The 25,207-nt window shown below is 70.0% G+C and carries 23 protein-coding genes and 2 pseudogenes; 11 read left to right on the top strand and 14 right to left on the bottom strand.

The window, feature by feature from the left end:
• On the top strand, nucleotides 1–228 hold a 228-nt coding region (locus ACX28W_RS13110; protein ID WP_458999086.1), incomplete at its 5' end, for a hypothetical protein.
• A 70-nt stretch (nucleotides 229–298) separates the two neighbouring features.
• Here the strand turns inward: ACX28W_RS13110 and ACX28W_RS13105 are convergent.
• Complete coding sequence (locus tag ACX28W_RS13105) at nucleotides 299–439, bottom strand: hypothetical protein (protein ID WP_458999085.1); 141 nt, start codon at nucleotides 437–439, stop codon at nucleotides 299–301.
• Nucleotides 440–567: 128 nt separating this feature from the next.
• Here ACX28W_RS13105 and ACX28W_RS13100 point away from each other — a divergent pair, with 128 nt between their 5' ends.
• Nucleotides 568–1,179 (top strand): histidine kinase, encoded by a 612-nt coding sequence (locus ACX28W_RS13100; protein WP_458999084.1) that lies wholly within the window; start codon nucleotides 568–570, stop codon nucleotides 1,177–1,179.
• 382 nt (nucleotides 1,180–1,561) lie between these two features.
• On the opposite strand, the gene ACX28W_RS13095 is transcribed toward ACX28W_RS13100, so the two are convergent.
• Complete coding sequence (locus ACX28W_RS13095) at nucleotides 1,562–3,319, bottom strand: histidine kinase (protein ID WP_458999083.1); 1,758 nt, start codon at nucleotides 3,317–3,319, stop codon at nucleotides 1,562–1,564.
• A gap of 177 nt (nucleotides 3,320–3,496) precedes the next feature.
• Between ACX28W_RS13095 and ACX28W_RS13090 the strand changes: the two genes are divergently transcribed.
• The 4 genes from ACX28W_RS13090 (at nucleotide 3,497) to ACX28W_RS13075 (ending at nucleotide 7,531) form a co-directional block, all read left to right on the top strand.
• Entirely contained in the window at nucleotides 3,497–4,903 is a 1,407-nt protein-coding gene (locus ACX28W_RS13090) for a TRAP transporter substrate-binding protein (protein WP_458999082.1), read from the top strand.
• A gap of 100 nt (nucleotides 4,904–5,003) precedes the next feature.
• On the top strand, nucleotides 5,004–5,339 hold the full coding sequence (locus ACX28W_RS13085; RefSeq protein WP_458999081.1) for a response regulator: 336 nt from the start codon (nucleotides 5,004–5,006) through the stop codon (nucleotides 5,337–5,339).
• 7 nt (nucleotides 5,340–5,346) lie between these two features.
• Nucleotides 5,347–6,975 carry a sensor histidine kinase gene (locus tag ACX28W_RS13080; protein ID WP_458999080.1) on the top strand — a complete coding sequence of 543 codons (1,629 nt, stop codon included), beginning with the start codon at nucleotides 5,347–5,349 and terminating at the stop codon, nucleotides 6,973–6,975.
• The gene (locus ACX28W_RS13075) at nucleotides 6,881–7,531 is read left to right on the top strand and encodes a response regulator transcription factor (protein WP_458999079.1); all 651 of its coding nucleotides are present in this window, start codon (nucleotides 6,881–6,883) and stop codon (nucleotides 7,529–7,531) included. The genes ACX28W_RS13080 and ACX28W_RS13075 overlap by 95 nt, the downstream gene beginning before the upstream one ends.
• Nucleotides 7,532–7,850: 319 nt before the next feature.
• Here the strand turns inward: ACX28W_RS13075 and ACX28W_RS13070 are convergent, their stop codons facing one another.
• Complete coding sequence (locus ACX28W_RS13070; protein ID WP_458999078.1) at nucleotides 7,851–8,873, bottom strand: hemolysin family protein; 1,023 nt, start codon at nucleotides 8,871–8,873, stop codon at nucleotides 7,851–7,853.
• Nucleotides 8,870–10,204, bottom strand: a complete 1,335-nt coding sequence (locus tag ACX28W_RS13065; protein WP_458999077.1) for a hemolysin family protein — start codon at nucleotides 10,202–10,204, stop codon at nucleotides 8,870–8,872. Before ACX28W_RS13065 ends, ACX28W_RS13070 begins: the two co-directional genes overlap by 4 nt.
• Nucleotides 10,205–10,998: 794 nt before the next feature.
• On the opposite strand from ACX28W_RS13065, the gene ACX28W_RS13060 reads away from it, so the two are divergent.
• Nucleotides 10,999–11,961, top strand: coding sequence for a sporulation protein (locus ACX28W_RS13060; protein WP_458999076.1), 963 nt, complete (start codon nucleotides 10,999–11,001; stop codon nucleotides 11,959–11,961).
• Nucleotides 11,962–12,052: 91 nt separating this feature from the next.
• Entirely contained in the window at nucleotides 12,053–12,508 is a 456-nt protein-coding gene (locus ACX28W_RS13055; protein WP_458999075.1) for a tellurite resistance TerB family protein, read from the top strand.
• A 518-nt stretch (nucleotides 12,509–13,026) separates the two neighbouring features.
• On the opposite strand, the gene ACX28W_RS13050 is transcribed toward ACX28W_RS13055, so the two are convergent.
• Both ACX28W_RS13050 and ACX28W_RS13045 read right to left on the bottom strand, forming a co-directional pair.
• Nucleotides 13,027–13,968, bottom strand: a complete 942-nt coding sequence (locus ACX28W_RS13050; RefSeq protein WP_458999074.1) for a M56 family metallopeptidase — start codon at nucleotides 13,966–13,968, stop codon at nucleotides 13,027–13,029.
• A 6-nt stretch (nucleotides 13,969–13,974) separates the two neighbouring features.
• Nucleotides 13,975–14,361: a BlaI/MecI/CopY family transcriptional regulator gene (locus ACX28W_RS13045; RefSeq protein WP_458999073.1), complete on the bottom strand. Its 387-nt coding sequence runs from the start codon at nucleotides 14,359–14,361 to the stop codon at nucleotides 13,975–13,977.
• A 203-nt stretch (nucleotides 14,362–14,564) separates the two neighbouring features.
• Here ACX28W_RS13045 and ACX28W_RS13040 point away from each other — a divergent pair, with 203 nt between their 5' ends.
• Nucleotides 14,565–15,140: a TerD family protein gene (locus ACX28W_RS13040; protein WP_458999072.1), complete on the top strand. Its 576-nt coding sequence runs from the start codon at nucleotides 14,565–14,567 to the stop codon at nucleotides 15,138–15,140.
• Nucleotides 15,141–15,364: 224 nt separating this feature from the next.
• A pseudogene (locus ACX28W_RS13035) lies at nucleotides 15,365–15,779 on the top strand (MMPL family transporter); the annotation flags it as partial.
• 89 nt (nucleotides 15,780–15,868) lie between these two features.
• Here the strand turns inward: ACX28W_RS13035 and ACX28W_RS13030 are convergent.
• The 6 genes from ACX28W_RS13030 to ACX28W_RS13005 form a co-directional block, all read right to left on the bottom strand.
• Nucleotides 15,869–16,876: a transporter gene (locus ACX28W_RS13030; RefSeq protein WP_458999071.1), complete on the bottom strand. Its 1,008-nt coding sequence runs from the start codon at nucleotides 16,874–16,876 to the stop codon at nucleotides 15,869–15,871.
• Complete coding sequence (locus ACX28W_RS13025) at nucleotides 16,873–17,193, bottom strand: hypothetical protein (RefSeq protein WP_458999070.1); 321 nt, start codon at nucleotides 17,191–17,193, stop codon at nucleotides 16,873–16,875. The genes ACX28W_RS13030 and ACX28W_RS13025 overlap by 4 nt, the downstream gene beginning before the upstream one ends.
• A 690-nt stretch (nucleotides 17,194–17,883) precedes the next feature.
• Entirely contained in the window at nucleotides 17,884–18,498 is a 615-nt protein-coding gene (locus tag ACX28W_RS13020; protein ID WP_458999069.1) for a GTP-binding protein, read from the bottom strand.
• The gene (locus tag ACX28W_RS13015) at nucleotides 18,446–18,886 is read right to left on the bottom strand and encodes a DUF742 domain-containing protein (protein WP_458999068.1); all 441 of its coding nucleotides are present in this window, start codon (nucleotides 18,884–18,886) and stop codon (nucleotides 18,446–18,448) included. The genes ACX28W_RS13020 and ACX28W_RS13015 overlap by 53 nt, the downstream gene beginning before the upstream one ends.
• Nucleotides 18,887–18,934: 48 nt before the next feature.
• Nucleotides 18,935–19,390, bottom strand: coding sequence for a roadblock/LC7 domain-containing protein (locus ACX28W_RS13010; protein ID WP_458999092.1), 456 nt, complete (start codon nucleotides 19,388–19,390; stop codon nucleotides 18,935–18,937).
• A gap of 1 nt (nucleotide 19,391) precedes the next feature.
• A complete protein-coding gene (locus ACX28W_RS13005; RefSeq protein WP_458999067.1) occupies nucleotides 19,392–21,893 on the bottom strand; it encodes a sensor histidine kinase in 2,502 nt (833 codons plus the stop codon).
• A 523-nt stretch (nucleotides 21,894–22,416) separates the two neighbouring features.
• Here ACX28W_RS13005 and ACX28W_RS13000 point away from each other — a divergent pair.
• Nucleotides 22,417–23,571, top strand: coding sequence for a substrate-binding domain-containing protein (locus tag ACX28W_RS13000; protein ID WP_458999066.1), 1,155 nt, complete (start codon nucleotides 22,417–22,419; stop codon nucleotides 23,569–23,571).
• A 1,190-nt stretch (nucleotides 23,572–24,761) separates the two neighbouring features.
• Here the strand turns inward: ACX28W_RS13000 and ACX28W_RS12995 are convergent.
• Together ACX28W_RS12995 and ACX28W_RS12990 are read right to left on the bottom strand one after the other, a co-directional pair.
• Nucleotides 24,762–24,932 (bottom strand): annotated as a pseudogene (locus ACX28W_RS12995) (helix-turn-helix domain-containing protein); the annotation flags it as partial.
• Nucleotides 24,933–24,977: 45 nt separating this feature from the next.
• The gene (locus tag ACX28W_RS12990; RefSeq protein WP_458999065.1) at nucleotides 24,978–25,172 is read right to left on the bottom strand and encodes a hypothetical protein; all 195 of its coding nucleotides are present in this window, start codon (nucleotides 25,170–25,172) and stop codon (nucleotides 24,978–24,980) included.
• Nucleotides 25,173–25,207: the final 35 nt, after the last annotated feature.

Here is a 25,207-nt window from a genome sequence, read left to right as displayed (position 1 = left end):
TGGCGCTCGCTTCTGACCTTCACCTTGAGGACCAACAACATCATTCATCCCGACCGGTACACCGTCTGCCGCAACGCCCCTCTCGAACTGACGAAGGAAGACCAGCAAAAGGCAGACGCTGCGCTCCTGGAGCTGTTGGAGGGGCCGGAGAAGGGCGCTTCCGCCAAGAGCGAGACCAAGCGGCGAGACTCTTCGAGCGACGAGGGCAACACCGGCACGAGTCTCTAGCCTCGGGCTTTCGCCGGGTTCCACGGCTCCGGTCGGGCTGGTGCTGCTCGCAGGGGCGAGAAAGTGCTGGTCAGACGGGGCTGGGAAGGTCTTCGAGTCGCGACAGGGCGCCGTTGACCAGGTTGGTCCAGGGCACGAAAGCCTTTTTCCACGTCGCGGCGGCATCCTGCTTCTCGGAATGTGCGATCACCAGCACTCCGTCCAGGTCCACGACCACCTGACCGGCCGCGTCCGGCCACCTATGAGACGACTTGACTCACAGAGCATCTTCGATACACAATGTCTCACAGACGGCGGCTCCCGCCGAGTGCAGGACCTATGAGCAGTTGAGGAGTGGCAATGGACAAGACCGAGAACATCGTCGTCTTCCGCTTCGCCGAGCAGGCCTCCGCCTACCAGGCGCTCAGTGAGCTGCAGCGGCTGGGCGGCCCGACCGTGGAGGTCCGGGGCGCGATGCTCGTCGAGCGCCAGGAGGACGGGACGGTGCGGATTCCGGAGGGCGTCGACACCAAGGTGGGGCAGGGCACGCTGGTGGGCGGGCTGGTCGGTTCGGTGGTGGGCCTGCTCGGCGGGCCGCTCGGCGTGGTGCTGGGCTGGGGCACCGGCGCCCTGGTGGGCGGCGGCGCCGACTGGCGGCGGGCGACGGAGGGTTCCGGCCTGGTGGCCCTGGTGGCCGACGAGGTCAGCGCGGGCAGTACGGTGCTGGCCGCCGAGGTCGCCGAGCGTGACACGGAGGCGATCGACCTGCTCGCCATGCGATTCGGCGCGGTACTGGAGCGCAGGCCGGCCGAGCGGGTGCGCGCCGAGGTCAAGGCGGTCCGCGATGCGGAGTCGGCGGCGGAACGCGAGGCCGCCAAGGCGCGCCGGGAGCAGAAGAAGGACCAGCTGGAAGCCAAGCTGGACGAGCGCGGCAAGGCGCTCAAGCAGCGGCTCCAACGCCCCGCCGCCTGACTCGCTCACACGTCATCACAGGCAGGGCACAGGTCGCGGACTCCGGGCCCTGTTGCTGGTCGGATGATTGCCGCGTTGCGACACCAGTCGGTGCCCGGCGGCCGAACGCCCCTCGCATGGCGAGGGGCTGACGTGTTGTCGCAGGTGAAAACGTTCCTGCATTGCGACGTGTCGGCACCCCTTCGTCCTTGTCGGTCTGTTCCTGTCCTTGCGTCCCGAACGCGTCCCGAACGCGTCCCGAACGCGTCTCGCAGCCGTCGCCGAACAAGAAGGGTCCCGGTCGCCGAGCCGGTCGCGCCAGAGGCCGTCATGACCTGGGATGGTGTCGAGCTCTCCTGCGCCTTGAAGACCGGCGCGAGGCTGCCGATGACGAGCCGGGCGACTACGGATCGGCTACGGCGATTTTGCCCGTACAGCCCAGCGGAAGCTCGGCAGTCACCCGAGTCTCGCCGCAATCCGTGCGGGATGTGAGCACGCCTTCGAGTGTGGTGATCCGATCGGCCACGTCGGCGAGGTCCGGCAGCTCGCCTGCCACCATGACGCGTGCGATCAATTGCCCGTTGCAACAGTCGACGGAGACTCTCGCAGGCCTGTTCTCGCTCATCCGAGCCACCAGCAGGTACACCGTGGATTCCAGGACATCGGAGTAGCGCACGCGCGGGACATCGTCGATGCGAAGGTCTCGGGTCTGGCCCAGTGCTTCGAGGGCGACGGCAAGGCCGGCCTCCTTGAGCAGGACAGGGTGAAGTCCGCGCGCCAGCCGTCTGAGCTCGGAGATGGCCTGTTCGAGTTCCGCCTCGGCCAGGTCCAGCTGGGGTGCCGGAGTCCTCGCGCGCATCCGGAGCAGCCGCAACCCCAGGGCCAGGCCCACAAGGCGCTGCTGGGCACCGTCGTGCAGATCGCGCTCCAGGCGGCGCCGCTCCTCGTCACCGGCGGTGACGATGCGAGCGCCCGAGGCGCGCAGGGCGGCGAGTTGGGCGAGGCTCTCCGCGTGGAGACGCTCGTGCTCCAGGGCCATGCGGGCGCCGGACAGGAGGTCGTCGATCGCACTCGGGCTGTCCAGCAGGCCGGGACGGTGAATCAGGGTGGCGATGTGGGAGTCGCCGCGGCGGAGCGTGGTGGCGGCTCTGTCGTTCGGCGGGGGCAGGGCGACCGGGTTGGCAGCTGCGTCGACATGACGGTTGCCTGCGCCGACCGGGTAGGCGATCTGGAGGTCCGGGTCGCCAAGGCGTTCGGCGATCGCGTCACGCAGTCTGCTCGGGGTGGCCGTGCCACCCAGGTCGATCACCAGACGGGTCAGCTCGCGCTGCCTCAGTCGGGCGCGGACCATCTCCGCGATCAATGCGGCCGCCAGCAGGCACAACGCTCCGGCCTGCGCCTGCCAGAGTTGGCCATCACGCGCGTCGAAGCCGAGGAAGCCGCGGTCCAGGCTGCGGATGTAGGAGACGGCCACGGACGTGAAGTAGCCGAGGGCGCACAGCGTCGGCAGGCCTGTGGACCGCCGTGCGGCCGGACTCGACGTGAGCAGGCGGCAGGCGAGGAAGATGATGAGCGCCAGCAGCCAGGCCGTGCCCGCCTGTACGCCCAGCGATGCGATGCTCTGTGCGCGAGCCGAGGCGTCGGCGACTTCCCACCAGTTGCGTGGGCACTCCGAGCAGCCTTGCGCTTGGGGTCTGAAGTACGCGGCCGTGCCCACTCCTTGTACGGCCACGGTGATCGCGTAGCCCACCGCCGCGAGCGCGCGAGCGGGCCACGACCCGAGGCGGCCGCCGGGGTAGGCCAGCGCCAAGTGCCCCACCACCGCCGGGCAGGCCGCGTTCAGGGCGAGACCGAGGGAGAACACGACCGACGAGGTTGTCCCCGGATTGTCCCACTCCTGCAGGAACCAGGCGTATGCCGTGAGGAACAACAGCAGTCCCGTCCGTCTCCCGGAAGCGCGCCGGCCGAGAGCGAGAGCGCCGATCAGCAGGACCCAGCCGGTACCCAGCAGGGCGGTCAGGCCGTGCGATGTCGTGAGCGCCGTCGAGAACCCCCGCTCCGCCTGGGCGATCACCACGGTGACAAGGCTGAGTACGGCTCCCAGCCCGAACAGCAGCAGGCGTATCGGCATCGGCATCTCTCCGGCGAGCGACTCGCTCATCTGTCGGGACACGATGGTCCCGGGACAGGCCTTGTTTTGGGAGAGGGCTGTCCCTGATTCTGGCCGTGGTGTGTTGCGGGGACAGCCCCGATGTCCCGCTCGGCGGACGTTCCTAGCGTCGTGGGCATCGATGGGAGGTGCCCGGTGAAACGACAGAAATCAAGAACGTGGGCCGCAGTGGCGGCAGTTGTGGGGGCTCTGCTGGTCTCGGCGGGGTGCTCGACTCCGTCACCCGATCGGGCCGGAGGGCATGCCGGCGCCGAGGCCACCGTACTCACCCTCGCCAACCCCGGCGGAGCCGTTGAGCCTCCGCAGCTGGTGGCCTGGGCCAAGCGCGTCGACCAGATGTCCAAGGGGACGATCAGGATCGAGTTCCGGAACGAGTGGCGCGAGGGAGAGGCCCGCCCGGAGGTGGCGACGCTCGACGACATCCGCAAGGACAAGGCCGACATGGCATGGGTGGGAGCCCGCGCGTTCGACAGGGCCGGCATCACGGACTTCCAGGCGCTGTTGGCGCCCATGCTGGTGGACAGCTACGAGCTGGAGACGAAGGTGTTCGAGGCCGGCATTCCGGCGAAGATGCTCGGCGGCGTGCGAAAGGCCGGTGTCGTCGGCATCGGCGTCCTGCCGGGGCCCTTGACGCGCCTGGTGGGTACCCGCGAGCCCCTGGTGAACCCGGACGCCCTCAAGGGCGAGAAGATCGTCAGTCAGGATTCGGCCCTGATGGACGAAAGTCTGCGGGCCCTGGGTGCAACTCCCGTCACAGCACCCGCAAGCACCGACCTCAGCTCCTACGGCGGCGCTCAGATGCAGCTCGGCGCGGTCGTCGGCCGACACCACGACCGGGATGCCAAGTACGTGACCGGCAATGTCGATCTGTGGCCGCGCCCTCTCGTCGTCGTCATGGGCAAGGCCGCCGACAGCAGGCTCTCCGCGCAGCAGCGGGCCGTCCTCACCAAGGCGCTCGAGCAGACGATCACGCAGGCGGTGGACGTCTCCCGGGCGGAGGACCGGGAGTCCGCGCCCACCCTGTGCAGGCTGGGAATGAAGCTCCCCTCGGCGTCCTCCGCCGACCTCAAGGCCATGGAGGCGGCCGTGAAGCCGGTTTACGCCAGGCTACACAAGGACAAGCGCACGGCGGACTGGCTCGCGCAGATCCAGTACCTCAAGGAGACGACCGGCGCGGGACCTGACACCGCCTCATGCCCCGCCAAGTCCACCACGGCCGGTCCACTCGAAGGGACGTGGACACGGACCATGGCCGACGGGGACTGGCGGCACTGGCCGGGGGACGAGACCTGGACCGAGCGTCCGCCGAACGGCAGTTGGACCCTGACCTTCGAGAAGGGAGTCCTCACCAAGACCGACCCCAACGGCGAGACCGAGCGGTGGCCCTACCAGACGTTCCGCGATCGGATCCATTTCGCCGGGTTGTTCACGTTCAACGCCACCTTCCGCCTCGACGGCGACCGGCTCACCTTCGACAACTTCGACTTCGGCGACTGCACGGACTGCGCAGGCGGCTATGCCGTGACCTTCGGCGGCTCCAAGCAGCCCTGGGTCAAGACGGCGGTGGCCCGTTGAACGGGCCCCGCGGGGGCGCGGCGGCGCATCGGGGGCAGCCCTGATGCGCCGCCGCCATCCGTGCTGTCACCCTCGGGCTGTGGCCCCGACGCTTCTGATCGTGGACGATCACGCAGGCTTCCGTACCTTCGCCAAGGCGCTGTTGGAGGCGGAGGGGTTCGACGTGGTCGGGGAGGCCGCAGACGGCGCGTCGGCCGTTTTCGCGGCCGAGCGGCTGGACCCCCAGATCGTGCTGCTGGACATCGTGCTGCCGGACCTCGATGGTTTCGAGGTCTGCGCGCGCCTGACCGAACGTGGGCGGGAGCGGCCCGCCGTCGTCCTCACCTCCAGCCGCGACGCCACGGTGTATGCGGACCGGCTGGGCCGCAGCGCCGCACGCGGGTTCATCCCCAAGGACAGGCTGTCGCGCACCGCGCTCTTGGCGCTGGCGGGGTGAACTCGCCATGCCGGATCAAGTGTTGTCTCTGGCCGACGCCGCGGTCGGTACGGTGCTTCTCGGGTCGGGCGCGGTGGCGTGGACGGGCAGGCGCCGCAGCCGCGTCGGCCTGCTCATGGCGGTGACCGGGGTGTGCTGGTTCCTGGGCAGCGCCTTCCCCGGCCTGGTGTTCCTCCACCGGGGACCACTGGTCCATCTGCACCTGTCCTATCCGATCGGACGGCTGCACCGGCGGCCGGCCGCTGCCGTGGTCCTCGCCGCCTACGTGGCGGCGGGCTATGAGGGCTTCGTACGGGCCCCGTGGCTGACCGCGGGACTGTCGGCTCTCGTCGTCGCGGCCGCCCTGGACGTCTTCGCACGGACGTCGGGACCCGCCCGGAGGGCAGGGCGGTCGGCGCTGGCCGCCGCGCTGGTCTTCGCCGGCGTCCTGGCCCTGGGCAGTGCCAACGTGCTGCTGGAGTGGGGCGCGGACCGCGCTGTCCTGCTGGTCTACGACGCTGCCGTCTGCCTGGTGGTGATCTGGCTGACGGTGGATCTGCTGTACGGGCGCTGGACCGAGGCCACCGTCTCCGACCTCGTCACGCAACTCGGTCGGCGCACGGACACCGCGGGACTGCAGGCCCAATTGGCCAGGGCGCTGGGCGATCCCGGCCTGACGCTGGGTTATTGGGTGCCGTGGCAGCACAGGTACGTCGACGAGACCGGCCGGTCGCTCGAGGTCGACGGGCGCGCCGCAGGGCGGGTGACGACGACGGTCGAGAACGACGGGGAGCCCGTCGCCGTACTCATCCACGACCCCTCGGTGCTGGACGACCCGAAGCTGGTCGACGGGGCCACCGCGGCGCTGCGCCTGGCCGTCACCAACGCGCGGATGAGGGCGGAAGTCCGCACCCGTATGGCCGGGCTCGCCGCGTCACGCCGCCGCGTCGTGGAGGCGGCGGACGCCCAGCGGCGGGCGCTGGAGGCGGAGCTGGCCACGGGTGCACAACGCCACCTCGCCCAGGCGGGGCTCCACCTTGCCGCCCTCGAAGCCGAGGCGGGTGAGGAGCTGCGCGCTGTGCTTCCGGAGGTGCTGGCCGAGGTGGCCACCGCCCGGCGCGAACTCGCCCAGTTCGCGCAGGGGGTCAGGCCGCAGAGCCTTACCGCCGGTGGGCTCGGCGCCGCACTGCCGCTGCTCGCCGGCCGGGCCGGGCTGCCCGTCTCGGTGGCGGTCGGGGTCGGCCGACTGCCACCTCCGGTCGAGGCGGCCGCTTACTTCGTGTGCGCCGAGGCGCTGACGAACATCGCCAAGCACGCGGCGGCCACGCGGGCGAGCGTGGAAGTCGTCGCTGATGCGAGCGACGTTGTGGTGCGCGTGACCGACGACGGCCGCGGCGGTGCCGACGCCAAGGGCTCGGGACTGCGAGGGATCGCCGACCGGGTCGAGGCTTTGGGCGGCAGCATCACTGTCGGCGGCGGTGCCGCGGGCGGGACACTGCTCATGGCCAGGATCCCGGCCGAGGGAGCGGAGTCGGATGAAGATCGCGAACGGGGGGTGTCCGATGAAGATCGTGATCGCGGACGACTCGATGCTGATCCGCGACGGCCTGGCGCGGCTGCTCGCGGAGGCAGGCTGCGAGGTGGTGGCGACCGCTGACAACGCCGCCACACTGATGCGCAAGCTCGACTCCGCTGTGCCCGACGCGGTGATCGTGGACATCAAGATGCCGCCGACGTACACGGACGAGGGCCTCGTCGCGGCCCACCAACTGCGATCCATGGATCCGTCCATCGGCGTGCTCGTCCTGTCGCAGTACCTCGAGGCGCACTACGCGATGCGTCTGATCAGCGACGCGCCCGAACACCGCGGGTACCTCCTCAAGGAGCGTGTGTCGGACGTCGCCCTGCTCGTCGACGCGTTGCGCCGCATCGTCGAGGGCGAGTGCGTCATCGATCCCACGATCGTGACCACGCTGATGCGGCGGCCGCGCGACCCCGGCCCTCTCACGGGCCTCACCGCGAGGGAACTCGAGGTGCTGGCACTCATGGCCGAGGGGCGTTCGAACGCAGCCATCGCCGGGAGGCTGTCGATGAGTCCCAAGACGCTGGAGGCCCATGTCCGGCAGATCCTGCAGAAGCTGAACCTCCATCAGTCGCCGGACGACCACCGACGTGTTCTCGCCGTCCTGAAGTACCTCCAGGCCCCGCACTGAGCCGCGACTCGCCTGCTTGCGTGCAACGCGGCTGCCGAGGCGATCGCACACCGGGACAGTCGGATCGACCGCCGTTCGCAGTCCCTGCTTGCAGCCGAAGTGCCGGGTCGCCAGCGCGGGCGACAGACCCGCCGTGGCTGCCACCGCACGCGTCGAGGTCGCCTCGAAGCCGTGTTCGGCGAACAGTTCGAGGGCCGCCTTGCACAACCGTGCCCGTCCCGTCAAATCAGTCGTTGCCACCGCCCGCGCGGACGCAGCGTATCCGTCGACTCACGGTGCCACGAATGCCGCGATCACCGCGCTCGGAGCGGCCCGGCAGTCACGCGGCGGCCGGAGCCGGGCCGACCAGTTCCGACAGGACGTCTTCCATCGTGACGAAGCCGAGAACGGCGCCCTTCTCCCCGGTGACCGCGGCCAGGTGGCTTCCCTCCGCGCGCAGGGCGGTGAGGGTGTCGTCCAGCGGGGTGTCGATGCGGACGCGGGTGACCGGATGCAGGGTGGTGCGGGGGAAGGGGCGGTCGCGGTCGGCGACGCCCAGGGTGTCCTTGATATGCAGGTAGCCGAACAGGGTGCCGTCCTGGCCGGTCACCGGGAAGCGGGAGAATCCCGCCTCGGCAGCAACTCGTTCAAGGCGCGTCGGGGTGACGGTGTCATCGACGGTGCGCATCTGCTGCGCTGGTACGAGGATCTCGCCGACCGGGCGGGTACCCAGCTCCAGCGCGTCGCGCAGCCGCTCGCCGTCGGCGGCCGTGAGCAGACCGGCCGCGCTGGAGTCCACGACCATGCGGGCCAGCTGGTCGTCGGTGAAGACGGACTCCACCTCGCCCTTGGCCTCCACCCGCAACAGCTTGAGCAGGGCGTTGGCGAAGGCGTTGATCCCGAAGATCACCGGCTTCAGGGCCCTGGTGAGCGCGACCAGCGGCGGGCCGAGCAGCAGCGCGGTCGGCACGGGCGCCGCGAGCGCGATGTTCTTCGGGACCATCTCGCCGATCAGCATGTGCAGATACGTCGCCACGGTGAGCGCGATGACGAAGGCGATCGGGTGTACCAGGCCGTGCGGGATGTGCGCGGTCTCGAAGGCGGGCTCCAGCAGGTGCGCGATCGCGGGCTCGGCGACCGCGCCGAGCACCAACGAGGAGACGGTGATGCCGAGTTGGGCGGTGGCCATCATCGCGGAGATGTGTCGCAGGCCCCACAGGGTCATCCGGGCCTGCTTGTTGCCCTCTTGGGCGCGGGGTTCGATCTGACTGCGGCGTACGGAGATCAGGGCGAACTCCGCGCCGACGAAGAACGCGTTGGTCAGCAGGGTGAGAGCTCCGATGGCGAGCTGGAGGATGGTCATCGGGCTTCCTCCGTGACCTGCTGCGGCACGGCCACCGGTTCGGTGATGCGAACCCGGTCGGCGCGGTGGTGGTCGACGTCCAGCACGATCAGCTGCCAGCCGTCGAGGTCGACGGTGTCGCCCTTGGCGGGAATGCGGGAAAGCCGGGTGGCGACGAGGCCGGCGACGGTCTCGTACGGCCCCTCGGGCGCGGTCAGTCCTATGGCAACCAGCTCGTCGATCCGTACGCCGCCGTCCGCCTCCCATACCGCGCGGCCGTCCTCCGTGGAGGTGGCGGGCAGCAGGTCGGGGACCTCGATCGGGTCGTGCTCGTCGCGGACCTCGCCGACGACCTCCTCGACGATGTCCTCCACCGTCGCCACGCCCGCCGTACCGCCGTACTCGTCGATGACGACGGCCATGGTGCGACTCGCGCGCATCCGCTCCAGCAGCCGGTCGGCGGGCAGGCTGTCGGGGACCAGCAGCGGGTCGGTGGCCAGCTCGGTGATCGGCGTGACGGCCCGCTTCCCGGGTTCCAGGGCCAGTACGTCGCGAATGTGGACGGTGCCGACGACCTCGTCGAGGCTGCCGCGGTAGACCGGGAAGCGGGACAGCCCGGTGGCGTGGGTGAGGTTGGCGGCGTCGGCAGCCGTGGCGTGCGCCTCCAACGCCCGCACGTCCACGCGCGGTGTCATCACGTTCTCGGCCGTCAGCTCGCTCAGGTGCAGGGTGCGTACGAAGAGTTCGGCGGAGTCCGGCTCCAGCGCGCCCTGGGCAGCCGAGTGCTGGGCGAGCGCGACCAGTTCCTCGGGGCTGCGGGCGGAGGCCAGCTCCTCGGCGGGCTCCAGGCCGACGCGGCGTACGAAGCGGTTCGCGGTGTTGTTGAGGTGGTGGATGAACGGCCCGAACGCGGCCGTGAAGCCGCGCTGCGGGCCCGCCACCACCTTCGCGACCGCCAGCGGGCGGGAGATCGCCCAGTTCTTCGGCACCAGCTCGCCCACCACCATCAGGACGACGGTGGAGACGCCCACACCCAGCACGGTCGCCACGGACGAGGCCGCGCCGCCCAGCCCCGCCGCCTCCAGCGGGCCGCGCAACAGGGCGGCGAGCGACGGCTCGGCAAGCATGCCGATCAGCAGCGAGGCGACGGTGATGCCGAGCTGGGCACCGGACAGCTGGAAGGTCAGGCGGCGGACCGCCTTCAACGCGCCGTCCGCGCCCCGCTCACCCGCCTCGACGGCGCGCTCCAGGTCACTGCGCTCGACGGTCGTCAAGGAGAACTCGGCCGCCACGAACAGCGCGCAGGCGAGCGTGAGGAGCAGGGCCAGCAGGAGCAGCAGGACCTCGGTCACCGTGCCACCCCCGCTCCCCGATGTATGGGTCGCGGACCGGGAAGGGCACGGCTGGTACTGGGAGGCTCGCCCATGGCGGGTCTGTCGCTCCTTTTCGGTTTCGTGCAAAGACAGTGGGTGTAGAGACAGATTCGCCTGTCTCTACACCCACTGTAAAGGAACCGCAAAAAACCTCACTCAGCCAGGGGCTCGGCAAGCAGCAGGAGCACCCACGGCGTCGAGGAGCAGTGGGAGCGAACGGTGCGGCTCGCGTTCCCCGTAGGCGGGGTGGTGGGCGCCTGTGCGGAAGCGAGTGGTCACGCGGGGGCCCAGGCGGGCGGCCGGCGAGCGATTCATGGCGTGGAGGTCGGCCTCAGCCGGGTCGTACGCACTGCCCGGCGGGTCCAGCGGGCCGGGGCGGCCGTCGCCGACGGACAGGTAGACCCGGGTGCGGCGCAGCCGCTCGGCCAGGTGGTGCGGGTCGTGCGCTCCCTGGGGACAGCCCCGCGACCGCGGCGATCGCGAGATCTGCGAGCGGCGGCGGCAGGGGCCGGGAAGGCCAGGGAACGCGACGCGGCGGCCGCAGACCGGAGGGGGTCACAAACCTCACGGTATGGGCGGGCCGCGCCGGGCGCGTACGCCGACGGGAGTACGGGTCGGCACCGGGAAGCGGGTCGACGCGTCGGCACCGGGGCTCGTTTTCGGACTTTCCTGCCACTCCGACGCCGTACCGCCTCCTCACCCCACCCCTCGACCTAATCTTCTACATGCACGTAGAACCACATGCATACGAACGTGAAGGAGTGGACGCCACCATGGTGTTCAAACGGCTGCTCGGATCGCTCGGCGTGGGCGGGCCCACGGTGGACACGGCCCTCGACCCGGGCGCAGCCCTTCCCGGCGGCACGCTGTCGGGCCAGGTCCATCTCAAGGGCGGCAGCGCCGACTTCGACATCGAGCACATCACGCTGGAGCTGGTGGCGCGGGTCGAGGCCGAGTACGAGGACGGGGAGAGCGAGGGGGCGGTCGTCTTCGAACGGTTCACCGTCGGCGGCGGCTTCCGGCTCGCCGAGGGCGAGGAGCGCAGTGTCCCGTTCGGCGTCACGCTGCCGTGGGAGACCCCGATCACCGAGCTGTACGGGCAGGGCCTGGGCATCGTCCTCGGTGTGCGCACGGAGCTGTCGGTGGCGGGCGCGAAGGACAAGGGCGACCTCGACCAGCTGACCGTCGGACCCCTGCCCGCACAGGAGGCGATCCTGGAGGCGCTCGGGCAGCTCGGTTTCGGGTTCCGGTCCGCGGATCTGGAGTACGGCCGGATCGGCGGCACCGGTCAGCAACTCCCCTTCTACCAGGAGATCGAGCTCACCCCGCCGCCCCAGTACGCCCACACCGTCAACGAGATCGAACTGACCTTCCTCGCCGGTCCGGGCGGCCTGGAAGTGGTACTGGAGGCGGACAAGCGCGGCGGCTTCCTCTCCCCGGGCCACGACGCGGTCACTCGGTTCACGGTCGGCCATCACGACGTCCGCGACTGGCCCGCCGAAGTCGACGGCTGGATACGGCAGTTGGTCGAGCACCGGGCGTCGTACGGCTCCCATGCCGCGTACGGGCATGGCTCACATGGGCACGACGAGCACCACCACCGTTCCGGTCCAGGGATGGGCACAGCGGTCGCCGCGAGCGCGGCGGGGCTGGCGGTCGGTGTCGTCGGCGGCATGATGGCGGCCGAAGTCGTCGACGAGGTGGGCGACTTCTTCGAGGGGGACGAGGAAGAGTGAACGGTCGCCCGATAACTTCTACATTACTGTAGAAGAATGCTGTCCGGGCCGCCCCGGCCCGGACACACCTCTGACACCGTACGGAGTTCTCATGGCCCTGTGGGACCGCATCAAGGAGTCCGCATCGACGATGCAGACCCAGCTCGAGGCGAAGAAGAACGACCTGAAGAGCGGTGCCTTCCGCGACGCGAGCATGGCGATGTGCGCCCTCGTCGCGGCCGCCGACGGCACCATCGACCCGTCCGAGCGGCAGCGCGTCGCCCAACTCATCGCCACGAACGAGGTGTTGCAGAACTTCGACGCCACCGACCTCCAGCGGCGCTTCGACGAGAACCTGAACAAGCTGACCGCCGACTTCGCCTTCGGCAAGGTCAGCGTCCTCCAGGAGATCGCCAAGGCGAAGAAGAAGCCCGCCGAGGCCCGCGCCGTCATCCAGATCGGCATCGTCATCGGCGGCGCCGACGGCGACTTCGACAAGACCGAGCAGGCGATCGTGCGCGAGGCGTGCTTCACACTCGACCTGCCGCCGCACGAGTTCGACCTCTGACCTTCGAAGGCAGCCGGGCCGTGCGCCGACGAGGCGTCGGCCCGGAATCGGAAGGGCCGCTGCCGCGTCCCGCCCTACGACGATCCAAGGTCCATCGGTTGAGGGGGCGGCGTTGAGTAGTGACGGGAGTACACGAGCGGGCGTCGGCGAGTGGACCTGGGCGGGCAGGAACCGCCCCGCAAGGGTGAGTGTGTTCTTCGCGCTCGGCGGTGTCGCGACGCTCGCGAACTTCCTCACCGTCATCGCCTGGATCAACCCGGGCGTCTTCGTCGGCATGGCCGTGCCGTGCTCGCTGATCGCGATCGTCGCGGGCCACATCGGCCGGTTCCGGGGCCGCCGGCCGGGGCGGGGACGGACGCGGACTCACGCCGGCTGGGATCTTGACCGGCTGGCTGCTGCTGTTCGTCTGCGCGCTGGCGACCGCCGCGCTCATCGGACCGGTCGCCGGACTGTCGGTCCTCGTCGACAGCGCGTGAGCGCCTGAGGAGCGCCTCAAGGATCCGGGGCGGCCCGCGCCCTCAGAGTGGCGTCGCCGCGTGCAGGATGAGGACCATCGTGACGGCGGAGTTCGCGGAGGACATCGCGGACACCGCGGTTCCGGCCGCCGCCGCCCAGGCCGCGAGGCCCACCGCCGTGAAGACGGACGGCCAACTGCGGGCTGTGGGCGCGGGTTTGAGCAGCGCCGCGACCCGGCGCGGCACCGGCCCCGGTGCCGCGAGACCCGCGAGGGTCGGCGCCGGGGTACCCCGCGAGACCAGAGCCGCCTTACCGATCGCGCGGGCCACGACCTTGCGGCCGCCGACTGCACGGGCGGCGTCCTCGTCCGCCCATCGCTCCGTCGTATAGGACACCGCCGTACTCAGTGGACGCAGGAACGGATTGGCGCGCGCCGCCAGTTGTACGGCCAGCAGGAACCGGTGGTGCCGGGCTGCCAGGTGCGCGCGCTCGTGGGCGAACAGGGCGCGGCGCTCGGCGGGTTCGAGACGGGACAGCAGGGCTGTGGTGACCACGACCCGGCCTCGGACGCCGTGACCGGGGCCGGGCAGGGCATACGCGTACGGCACCTCGTCGGGCAGCACCGCGATCTCCGTTCCGGGCAGTCCGGCCAGTGCGCGGTGAGCCCGGCGACGCACCCGCCCGTGCCGCCACAGACTCCTGCCGCACGCCACGACCACGGCGAGCAGCGCGGGGATGGCCGCCTTCCCGGCCACCTCGTCGTACGGGACGGCCTCGCGCACCTCGGGGTCCGACCAGCCGTCGGGCAGCGGGTTGCCGGGCAGTTGCGCGGTGCCGACGACCATCAGCAGGCCCAGACACACGGTGCTGCACATCGCCATGACAACGGCCACGCCGGTCAGCAGCCGTGTGGCCGTTTGCGGATGCAGGTGCTGCTCGGCCAGCCGGGCGACCGGCCACGCTGTCAACGGCAGCACCAGCGGGAGAAAGACGAACACCCCCATGAGGATTCAGTCTTCCCTCTCCGCTTCGGGCTGACCCAGTAGTTCGCGCAGCAGCCGTTCGTCGTCCGGGCCCAGCGCGGTGACGAAGCTCGCGAGGACGGCTTCCCGGTTCTGCTCGCCGTCCAGCACCTTGCGCATCTTGCGCGCGGCGAGCCCGGCCTCGTCGGACGCCGGGGTCCAGGCGAACGACCGGCCCGCGCGCTCGCGGGTCACCGCCCCCTTGTCCAGCAGCCGGGTCAGGATCGTGATCACGGTCGTATAGGCGAGGTCCGAGCCGAGCCGCTCCTGCACCCAACCCGCTGTCGCAGGCCCCTCCGCCTCGCGCAGGGCCGACAGAACCTGCGCCTCCAGCTCGCCCTGCCCCCGCCGGGGACGCTGCCGCTGGTCCGTCACGTCCTGTCTCCCTTCCGTAGCCGGGTACTTCACGAGCGGTACATCCACTGCGCGAGCGGTCCATCGTAGAAGCCTCGTTGCCCGGACACATGCCTGGATACACCCTTCCACATTTTCTACAGTGCTGTAGATTTCGAATCCGGGTCTGTACCGCGGGCCCGGACCGTACGTGCCAAGCAGTACGCACCAAGGAGGAGAGCAGCGTGGGAGTTTCCCTGTCCAAGGGCGGCAATGTCTCGCTCAGCAAGGAGGCGCCGGGCCTGACCGCCGTACTGGTCGGCCTGGGCTGGGACGTGCGGACCACGACGGGCACCGACTACGACCTCGACGCGTCCGCCCTCCTGGTCGACGAGTCGGGCAAGGTCCTCTCCGACCAGCACTTCATCTTCTACAACAACCTGAAGAGCCCGGACGGTTCGGTGGAGCACACCGGCGACAACCTGACCGGCGAGGGCGAGGGCGACGACGAGTCCGTCAAGGTGAACCTCGCGGCCGTGCCCGCCGAGGTTGCGAAGATCGTCTTCCCCGTGTCCATCCACGACGCGGAGAGCCGCGGCCAGAGCTTCGGCCAGGTCCGGGGCGCGTTCATCCGGGTCGTCAACCAGGCCGGCGGCGCCGAGCTCGCCCGCTACGACCTGTCGGAGGACGCGGCCACGGAGACTGCCATGGTCTTCGGCGAGCTGTACCGCAACGGTGCGGAGTGGAAGTTCCGTGCGGTGGGCCAGGGTTACGCGTCCGGCCTGGCCGGGATCGCCTCCGACTTCGGCGTCGGCGTCTGACCCGTCGCCGCGGGCCGACGCCCCGCGTCATCCACGGAGAGAGCATGGAACCGGGTTCCGGGCAGTCCCGGCCGCAGAGCTGAGGCATCGCGAGTCCGTTCTCTCCCGTCACCCACTCCCCCGGTCCTCACCATCGAGCCCCAGGCCTCCGGCCTGGGGCTCGATGCGTTCCTGGCTCAATGCGTCACCCCTGAGCCGCCCCTGACTCAACCCTGAGATCCCCCTTCGCGGGCGTCGACTGGTCGATCCCGCTGATGGGCTTCGTGTTCCTGGGCCCTCGGCATCGACTACAACATCTTCCTCATGCACCGCGTGAAGGAGGAGGCCGGCCGCCTGGGCCACACCCGCGGCGTCCTGGAGGGTTTGAGCAGCACCGGCGGTGTCATCACCTCCGCGGGCATCGTCCTCGCCGCGACCTTCGCGGTCTTCGCCGCTCTGCCGCTGGTGACCATGGCCCAGATGGGCGTGATCGTGGGCTTCGGTGTCCTCCTCGACACGTTCCTGGTCCGTACGGTCCTGGTGCCGGCCCTGGCCCTCGACCTGGGCCGGCTGTTCTGGTGGCCAGGCGCGCTGTCGAAGGCGGGGCGAGCCCGGGTCCCGGCTCAGTCACCCATGGCTCGCGAGCAGGAACACGTGTGAGGGGACGCCTGCCGTAGTCATCGGGACGACGGGGCAGCCGGTTCTCGGCTGCCCCGTCACGCCTGCTCCCGCAGTCGGACCGGCGTCTGTCAGGTCAGCCTGCGGCGGATCCACCAGGCGCAGAACCCGGTCAGGGCCAGGGCGAGGCCGAGGTAGAGGCCGGTCTCGGCCCATTGAAGGGCCCAGAAGTTGCCGGCGGGCTGGTACGTCACCTGCTGCTTGTAGCCCAGGGCGCCGAGGTCGGCGATGCAGCGCTCGAATTGCTGCAGGGCGGGCGGACCCGACTCGGTGTGCAGGCAGTCGGCGAAGGACGACGGCACGGAGACCGGCTGACCGGCGGCGTTCAGCGTCTGTTGGGAGGTGACCCAGGCACCGGGCACTTCGGGGTGCGCAACGATCTGCTTGGCGCCCTCCTGGATGCTGATGGGGGCGCCGTCGGGCTCGATCGGCACGGTGGTCCGGTCCGTGGCGGCCAGGTGGGGCCGGATCCACAACGGCACGACGATCTGTGCGGCGGCGTAGACGGCGAGGGTGGTGGCCATCGCGGGCAGGGTGCGGCGGATGACGAGGCCGAGGGCGACGCCCAGGACGAAGGCGAAGGCGGCATGGGCCATGGGGACGACACCCCGTGCGGCGAAGGCCACGGGGTCGAGCCGCGGGAAGTACGTGTCCGTCGCGCCACCGCCGTTGACAGCCCGGTCGATGGGGCTGCTCCACCAGCTCACCGCGAGTGCGGCCAGTCCGGCAGCGGTCATGGCGGCCGCCGCACCAAGGCCCAGCTTGGTCGCCAGCCAGCGTGTGCGGGTGACGCCCTGGTTCCACGCAAGGTAGTGGGTGCCGGTCTCCAGTTCACGGGAGATCAGCGGCGCGCCCCAGAACATCCCGATGACCGCCGGCACGGCAAGCACAACCACCAGTCCGGCGTAGTAGACGGTCTGGTCCGAACTGGAGAGCCGGTCCACCAGGCTGCTGCCGGCAGCTCGGTAGAGGTCGGCCAGCTGCGGGCCGGTGACCGCGAGGGGGGCGGCGAGGGCAGCCACCGCGGCAAACATCACGGCCGCCTGGGTGCGGAACTGGCGCCAGGTCAGCCAGATCATCGGAGTACCTCCAGTGCGGGTCGGGTGTCACGTACCGCATTGGCGGGCCGGGTCATGTAGGCCAGGACAAGGTCTTCCAGACCGAGCGGGCTGAGGGTCCAGGTCGGATCGTGGACCGCGGTGTCGGTGCGCACCAGGAGGGTGGTCTGCCGGTCGGTGTGGCTGGCGGTGATGACGTGCTGACCGGCCGGGAGCGTGTCCGGGTCCCGGCGCGGTCCGGTGAGCCGGTGGTGGCAGGCGACCAGGTCGTCGATGTCGCCGGCCACCTGCACCCGGGAGTCGAGCCTGCTCCAGGAAACCGGCTTCACGGACGCCACTGCCCGCGTCCTGCCGGCCCCGCCCGGCAACCGGAAGACCGGCACGTTGATCGTGACAGCCCGCGGCTGAACCCCGCAGACAGGCCCCGGCCGGGCCATCCTCGCCTGTGCCGCTCCATGTCTTGATCGTCCGCCGTTCGGGCCAGCAGCAGGCCGGCTAGCGATCTCCAAAGACGACGAAAGCCCCTCCGTTACCGAGGGGCTGACGACCTGTCGCAGGCCGAAAGGTTCCTGCATCAAAACGCCGGAGTGGGGCGGGTGGGACTCGAACCCACGGCCGACGGATGATGAGTCCTTTGAGGATCTTGGCGACCCTTGTCCATCAACGCCGATTTTTGGCCTCTTCGCAGGCCAGAGAGGGCGAGCAAGGTCGGTACCGCTTGGTCTTTGTCCATCTGTTCCTGTCTTTGTGTCCCGAACGCGTCCCGAACGCCTGCAGGATTGACCGGCTCAGCCGACCCGGAGAGCCGCGCGGAGGCCCACCCCTGGTGTCGGGGCAGACGTACTCTCGCCGGCCTGCACGGCTGTGCTGAAACCACCACCGGAGGGCGACGCCGACAAGTTCTGGGGCGTGCCGAGCGAGATCGGCGACACCTTCGAGGGACTGAGCGGCGTCATCGGCAACCTCGGCCCGTTCCCTGCTTCCTGTCCACGTCGCGGATGTGGGCACAGCCGACGGGCCTTCCGCCATCAGGGCATCGCGGCGGCTTCCGCGCGGGACACGGCGACTTCCAGTACGGCCAGCAGCGCGTCGCGGACCGAGCCCGTCTTTCGTGCGTCGAAGACGATCAGTGGTACGTGCTCGGCGATGTCCAGTGCCCACCGCACCTCCTCGAGGTCGTGTTCGACCTCCCCGTCGAAAGCGTTGACGGCGACCGCGAAGGGGACGTTCCTGTGCTCGAAGTAGTCCACCGCCGCATAGCAGTCGTCGAGTCGGCGGGTGTCCACGATCACCAAGCTGCCGAGGGCGCCCTCCACCAGGTCGTCCCACATGAAGCCGAACCGGTCCTGGCCCGGGGTGCCGAACAGGTACAGCTTCAGTGTCGGGTCGATGGTGACGCGGCCGAAGTCCATGGCGACCGTGGTGGTGATTTTGCCCGGAGTGTGGCTGAGGTCGTCCACTCCCGCCGCGACCTCGGTGATCGCGGCCTCCGTGGTCAGCGGTCGTATCTCGGATATCGAGGCCACGGTTGTGGTCTTGCCGACTCCGAAGCCGCCGGCGATGACCAGCTTGACCGGTGTCGGAGGCTGTTCAGCTGGTGTCACGGAGTGTGTCCCGTGAGTCGGGAACGGCACGGAGACCATCGATAACCCTTCGCAGTACGGAGAGATCCTGGGCGATCGCGGCGTTCGGCCGATGGACCGCGAGATGCCCGGCGGCACGCAGGTCCTCGACCAGCACGCGCACCACGTTGAGGTGCAGTCGCAGCCCGGCGGCCAGTTCCGCCACCGACAGCGGTCGCCGGCTGGCCGCGACGATCTCCTGGTGTTCGAAAGTGAGCGAGTGAAGGGCCAGGAGCCCGGCCGAGGTCGACACCACCTGGGCCTCCACCGGCATCGGCAGGCCGGTGCCGCCTGCCGACACCCGCCCGGTGGTCAGGAGGAACGGCCGGATCGCGGGGGCGCGGCGTCGCGGCTCCGGCGAGCCCTCGGCGTCCCCTGCTGCCTCCGGTGGTGGTCCGACGACGGACATCACGATCCCTTCACGATGCGCCTGCACCCGTGCCCGGCCCGGGGAAGGTCAGTGGGCCGACGCCGCGCCGACACTGTTCTTCAGCTCCAGCACCAGTTGGGGAGTGAGCGTGGCCCCGGTCCGTTTGGCGAAGAGGGTCATCGCGTAGGCGATGTTGCCCAGCTTCGCCTCCTCGGAGGTCACGATGCCGAGGACGGCGCCGGCTCCGATGGCCGACACCAGCACATGGCCGTGCTCCAGGTCGAGGATGACCTTGTTGAGGCGGCCGAGACCGTAGTTTCCGGATGCGCCCGCGGCAAGACTCGTCAGACCGGCCACGATCGCGGCGAGCCGTTCGGAGTCGGCCTGGTCTCGCAGCTGGGAGGCGGCGATCAGCAGGCCGTCGGACGACACCGCGATGGCGTCGGCCACGCCGGGGGTGTCTGCGGCGAACCGCTCCAGCAGCCAGGTGAAATCGGCCGCGGCGGCGCGCAGGTCGGTCGGTTCCGGCTTCTCGGAACTCATGTCAGCTGTCGGCGTGGGCACTGCCCGGCTCCTTCTGGGATTCCTGTTGCTGAGATGGTGCGGTCCCGGTCGGAGCACGGTCGTAGTCCTGCTCCGCCTGGAGTACCGCGGCTTCGAACGCGTCGAGTTCCGAACGGACGGTCTCGGCGTCCAGGGGCTGCTCTACGGCCGGCGATATCCGGTCGACCGGGGAGGCGGTCCGGGCGAGTGTCGCTCCCCGCTCCCGCCGACGCAGTGGCCGGGCGGTACGAGGTGACGGCGGTTTGTCCGCGGCGCCGGTTCGCTCCACGTCAGTCCGCGCGACGGTCCGTTCCGCGGTGGTCGGCCCCGCGTCGGCGGGGGGCGTGACGCGCCGGGGCAGCTCACCGCGCGGCGACGCAACCCCCGGCCACTGCGGGGGGACGGCGGAGGCAGCGGCCGGTACCGGCCCGGTGGTCCCCTTCCCCGTCCTCGCCGGGAGCGGCGTCACGTTCGCGACCGGGCCCGTGGTCACGGGCTCCGGGAGGTCCACGGGGCTCATGGCCGACAGGAGCGCGGCAGGGACCCACACGCTGGCGGTGACGCCGCCGCCCGGCGTACGGGTCAGGGCCACCCGCACCTCCCAGCGCCGGGCCAGGCTCCCGACCACGAAGAGACCGAGCACGTCGGTCGGTACGAGATCGAACCGTTCCCGGCGGACCAGTCGGGCGTTCTCCTCGGCGAGGCGTTCGGTGTTCATGCCGAGCCCGTGGTCGATGATCTCGATCAGAGCCCCGCCGTCGTCGGTGACGTCGGCGCCGGGGCGGACCACCACCTCGACGGGCATGTGGGAGGGGGAGAACGCGACCGCGTTCTCCAGCAGTTCGGCGAACATCAGTGTCAGGTCACCGATGATGTCGGGCACGACGGCGACCTCGGTCTCGGACCGCAGGGACACCCGCTCATAGCCTTCGATCTGGGCGAACGACGCCCGGAGGACGTTGGCCAGGGGGACCGGCCGGGAGTCGACGCCGCTCTCCCGGATGCCGGCGAGCAGCATCAGGCTGTCGGCGTTGCGCTGGAGGCGTACGGCGATGTGGTCGATGCGGTACAGCTGTTCGAGGAGTTCGAGGTCGGTCTCCTCGCGTTCCATCGCATCGATCAGAAGCAGCTGACGGGTCGTCAGGATGCTTACTCTGCGGCCGACGTTGCCGAACATCTCGGCCACGTTGCGGCGGCTCAGCACCTGTCGCTCCAGCAACTGTGCGGCGGTCACCTGCACTTGGTTGAACACCTCGGCCAGTCCGCCGATCTCGTCGCGCACCGGGACGGGGATCGGCCGCGGCTGCAGCGGGGTGGTGTCGTCGGACTCGTCGTCCGCGACCCGGGCCAGTTCCTCGCCCGCCACGTCGACCACCTGCTGGGCGGCGTCGGTCAGGGCCACCAGGGGACGTACGACCGAGCGCCGGACCAGGACACAGAAGGCCAGCCAGACGACAAAGCCGAGAACGGCCAGACCGAGCAGGTACAGCGAGCTTCGCAGGGCGCCCGAGGAGGCGGTGTCGGCCTCGGCCGCGGTCTGCTCGATCAGCGACCGGGTGATGCCGAGGCGGGTCTCGGACTGGCGCGTTCCGTCGGCGATGGCACTGCGCAGTTGCGCCGGTGTCTTGCCCTGCAGGGCACCGGGATCGATCTGCAGCTGCGCGAACTGGGCCTTGACTCCGTTCTGCTCGGCGCTGCGCTCGATGCCGTCCATGGTCAGCACCTGATCGGGTGTGGCGATCCGCTGGAACCGGCGCGACTGCTGGTCGTAGAGGGCATGGGAGTCGACTGCGCGGCTGTACTCGTTGAGGGCGTTGGCGTCACGGGTCTGCGCGGAGAACACCGCGCTCTCGAAGGACGCGTGGGCGGCGTCGGCGCGCAGCACCGTGTCGAGAAGTGCCGTGACCGTGGACGACGAAGTGCCGGAGTAACTGTCCAGACCGATGCCGTCGATCAGATAGTCGACCGCGGAAGCGTAAGCGGGGTCGATGTCGGAGACGGCGACGTAGCCCCGTTCGAGCCTTTCGCGCAGGACACCGAGGCGGCGGATGTAGTCGAGCGCCTGCACCTCCTCGGGCGGCAGGCCCGAGGCGAACGCCGTACGCACGGCGGCGACCTGCGCATCGGTGTTCCGCTGCGCCCGGCGGTACTCGGTGGTCGGCGGCAGCGAAGCCCCGGGGCGGACCTCGTCGTACCGCACGGACAGCAGGAGCGCCTCCCGGTGTTCGGCCTGTACGTCGTTGACGAGCTTCGTGACCTGTCCACTGTCGCGCACCAGTTCCGCGATCCGGCCCGCGTCCTGGGCCTGCCGGGCCTGGCCGTAGGCCGCGATTCCGAGAAGCAAGCCGACCGCCGCGATGGGCGCGATCACCAGGACGTTGAGCTTGCGGCGGAAGGGCCACCGGTCGAGGAAGCCCACCGCTGTCGGACGCGACCGCGGACTCCGGTCGGCTGTCCCCGGTGGCTCGGGGGCGAGCCGCGGGTTCCCTCTGTTCCCGGACACCCGGGCCTCCTTCGACATGTTGCTGAACCGGGGCAGCCGCGTCGTACTGGACCGCCGGTGGCCGGCAACGGACGTGACGCATTCACGGCGTTCGCCGCCGAGAGGAACGAATAAATCACGCCAGTGACTGAAACCGGCTGCGTGAGCTTAACTGCACCCTCAGCGACTTCACAGGTTTGGGATCATCAAAAAATGATCACGAAATTCTTACCGGCGGCCAACAAATCGTGACGTCTCGGCTGCGGCGGCACGCGTCGCATCGCAGGCCGCCGGCCGATGTAAGGTGCCGGGCGGGGGAATTGACGCGAACCGACCGGTTGAGCATGATCCTCGGCAGCAAGCTTGCTGCCACCCCGAGCCACGGCTCGGGAATCGCCGCCACGCCGTAGTCGCCGCAGGCCTCTCCGTCCGAGGCGCGGTGGGCCCTCGGACGGTGATCACACGCCGGAGCCGTCGCCCGACCCTGAAACTCCTTTCCCCACCCAGCCCTGTCTGCCCTCTCATGCCCCGCGTTGGAGACCTCGTGCACCCCACCTACAAGGCGGCCCTGACGGCGACTGCCCTCCTGGCCACCGCCACGCTCGTCGCCGGCTGCGAGAGCGACTCCAAGACCACCGAATCGGTCAGCGCGTCCTCCGGCGGCTCGTCCGCACCTGGCTGCCCCAGCGTCCTCTCCCGGGCCAAGCGGGACGTCAAGGCGGCCGAGGACGTCAACGCCCCTTGGTCCGGGCCGACCAGCGGGCCCGCGGCCGTCCCGGACCGGAACATCGTCTACATCGCCCAGTCACTGACCAATCCCGGCGTCGAGGGCGTCGCCAAGGGCGTCCAGGAAGCCGCCGACGTCATCGGCTGGCGCGTCCGCACCATCAACGGCCAGGGCACCTCGGCAGGGCTCAAGACCGCCTTCGACCAGGCTCTCGCCCTCGAACCGGACGGCATAGTCATCGGCGGCTTCGATCCCTCCTCCACCGCCGAGCAGGTGGCGCGGGCGGACGCCGCCGGCATCCCGCTGATCGGCTGGCACGCCGTCGGCGACCCCGGCCCCAGCACGAACCCGAAGCTGTTCAGCAACATCACCACAAAGGTCGAGGACGTGGCGAGGCTCAGCGCCGACTGGATCATCGCGCAGTCCAACGGCCGTGCGGGCGTCGTGCTGTTCACCGACGCCACCATTCCGTTCGCCAAGCACAAGTCCGACCTGATCAAGAAGGAACTCGCCACCTGCTCCGGCGTGACGCTGCTGAGCTACGAGAACATCCCGATCTCCCAGGCCAACAGCCGCACCATCGGCAGGGTCTCCTCCCTTGCCGCCCGCCTCGGCGACAAGTGGACCCACTCCGCCGCCATCAACGACCTGTACTTCGACTACGCGGACTCCGCCCTGCGGGCCGCCGGAAAGAACGGTGCGGGGGCCCCGTTCAACATCGGTGCCGGTGACGGCGACCCGTCGGCCTTCCAGCGCATCAACGGCAAGGAGTTCCAGGCCGCCACCGTGCCCGAACCGCTGTCCGAACAGGGCTGGCAGATCGTCGACGAGTTCAACCGCGCCTTCGCGGGCAAGCCGTCCAGCGGGTACGTCGCCCCCGTCCACATCACCACCGCGGCCAACAGCGGCGGCGCGCCGTCCTGGGACTCCGAGGGCTACCGCGAGGCCTACCGCAAGATGTGGGACAAGTAGCCACCTAGTGCCCCAACAGGCAACGTTCGCCCCGTCGCGACCACCGACCGCGCCTGACAGGCGGCCGAGCCACAACTGGAACAACCTCGACCAAAGGCCTCCGGCTACACAAACATCACTTACGACCTCGGGGGAAATAGTGAGCGGCGTCGCGGCGTCTGGCACGCACGCTCGCAGCGTTGCCGAAATGTCCCAGTAGCTCCTCCCCCACTCTCGGCTTCGCTCGAGCAGGGGGACCCCCATGACGCCGCTCCTTGATCCCCTCCCTATTTCCCCCGAGGTCGCTACGCCGTCCCCGTCGGCGACGATGGCTTGCCCCGCCCGGTTTCTGCTCCGCGACGACGCTGCCGGGCAGGGAAGCGGAGCTTGCCCGCAGACCTGCTGGGCCGTTTCAGTACGGGCCGTTGACCCGCACAGCAGCCAGTCACGGCGAACGGCCCCGCGCTCCAGGTATGGAGCATCTCGGTCTGCCGCCACCGGCGCCTTCCGCCGGCTCCCACTGGCCGACGTCAACAGGCTGGGCCAGAGGCAGCCACTTCCGATTACCTGCGTCCCATCAGCGTCCCGAAATACCGTCCTCGCCCGCCGATCGGACCGTCCACCCCAGCCCGCGAGAGCCACCGGACGATCCGTTCTCTCTCGCGCCCCGAACGCGGTCACCTACCGGGTCGGTGAAGCCATGCAGGGCATCGGCTACCAGGATCTCGTCAAAAGCCCCGAAACCACGCCAGGCACGACAGCCACCCTGGCGGCCAACACGGCCCGCCTCGCCCGCGACTGAAGTCCGCCCCGTAACCTCCCAGCTGAACGCACGTCTCCCAGCAGATCAACGCAAACACTGGCCCACCGTTCGATGTTGGCGGGCGGCTGGCTCGCGGTGCAAGGCACTGTCCGCTCGCGTCCTGGCGTCACCGATGGGCAGGCGCTGGATCACTTTGGCGGGTATGGGCGACGGGAGGGTTGGCCGATAGCCGCGGCGTGCAGCGCCATGCGCAGGGGTTCGGCGGACGCGGGATCGTCGACGCTGACAGCGACGGCCATACGGGCCGAGCCGCAAAGGATCTTTCGTGGTCGAGCAGCCGGCCAGCGACGCACCCGAAGCGGGCGAGCCGAACGCCTGAAGGGGCCGCGCGTTGCGTCGCGCGGCCCCTTCGTCGTGAGTCATCCCGTCCCGTTGGCTACTCGGCGGCCGAGATACCGAAGCCGACGGAGGCCTGGGCAAGCGTGTCGTGCTTGCCCAGGTACGTCAGGCCGACGAGCGCACGCCGGTGCGGCGGGAGTTTGTATCGTCGGTCACCCTCGCGGGTGACGATGAGCTTGGTGGCCCACCCGGCCTCCAACGGCGCGGGGGCCTCGTGCATTGCGCACCATCGGCCTTACCCGATCGATGGCCGTGCTGAAAAGGCTCACCGCTTGTTCAAGGCAGCTCGCAGACAGGTGATCAGATCACCGGTCGGCACCTCGACCCAGGAGGCCCCGGGCTCCTGGGCCCAGACCTCATAACGCTCTTCGTCCAGCTCGTACACCAGAACCTGACGGCGCGCGCTGTCGAACAGATCTACCTGCAGGCGGACGCGGCCTTGCGAGATCGTCGGGAACATGTTCCGCAGTACCTCATCCGCATGGAGGCGACGCA

The organism is Streptomyces sp. SD15, from assembly GCF_054462255.1.
This window is presented reverse-complemented; position numbering and strand designations above follow the sequence as displayed.

What these genes read in the sequence shown, in the direction of transcription:
- ACX28W_RS13100 (WP_458999084.1), top strand. Translation starts at nt 568, where the DNA reads ATGGACAAGACCGAGAACATCGTCGTCTTCCGCTTCGCCGAGCAGGCC.
- ACX28W_RS13095 (WP_458999083.1), bottom strand. Translation starts at nt 3,319, where the DNA reads ATGAGCGAGTCGCTCGCCGGAGAGATGCCGATGCCGATACGCCTGCTG.
- ACX28W_RS13080 (WP_458999080.1), top strand. Translation starts at nt 5,347, where the DNA reads ATGCCGGATCAAGTGTTGTCTCTGGCCGACGCCGCGGTCGGTACGGTG.
- ACX28W_RS13075 (WP_458999079.1), top strand. Translation starts at nt 6,881, where the DNA reads ATGAAGATCGTGATCGCGGACGACTCGATGCTGATCCGCGACGGCCTG.
- ACX28W_RS13070 (WP_458999078.1), bottom strand. Translation starts at nt 8,873, where the DNA reads ATGACCATCCTCCAGCTCGCCATCGGAGCTCTCACCCTGCTGACCAAC.
- ACX28W_RS13060 (WP_458999076.1), top strand. Translation starts at nt 10,999, where the DNA reads ATGGTGTTCAAACGGCTGCTCGGATCGCTCGGCGTGGGCGGGCCCACG.
- ACX28W_RS13055 (WP_458999075.1), top strand. Translation starts at nt 12,053, where the DNA reads ATGGCCCTGTGGGACCGCATCAAGGAGTCCGCATCGACGATGCAGACC.
- ACX28W_RS13050 (WP_458999074.1), bottom strand. Translation starts at nt 13,968, where the DNA reads ATGGGGGTGTTCGTCTTTCTCCCGCTGGTGCTGCCGTTGACAGCGTGG.
- ACX28W_RS13030 (WP_458999071.1), bottom strand. Translation starts at nt 16,876, where the DNA reads ATGATCTGGCTGACCTGGCGCCAGTTCCGCACCCAGGCGGCCGTGATG.
- ACX28W_RS13020 (WP_458999069.1), bottom strand. Translation starts at nt 18,498, where the DNA reads ATGGTCTCCGTGCCGTTCCCGACTCACGGGACACACTCCGTGACACCA.
- ACX28W_RS13015 (WP_458999068.1), bottom strand. Translation starts at nt 18,886, where the DNA reads ATGTCCGTCGTCGGACCACCACCGGAGGCAGCAGGGGACGCCGAGGGC.
- ACX28W_RS13010 (WP_458999092.1), bottom strand. Translation starts at nt 19,390, where the DNA reads ATGAGTTCCGAGAAGCCGGAACCGACCGACCTGCGCGCCGCCGCGGCC.
- ACX28W_RS12990 (WP_458999065.1), bottom strand. Translation starts at nt 25,172, where the DNA reads ATGTTCCCGACGATCTCGCAAGGCCGCGTCCGCCTGCAGGTAGATCTG.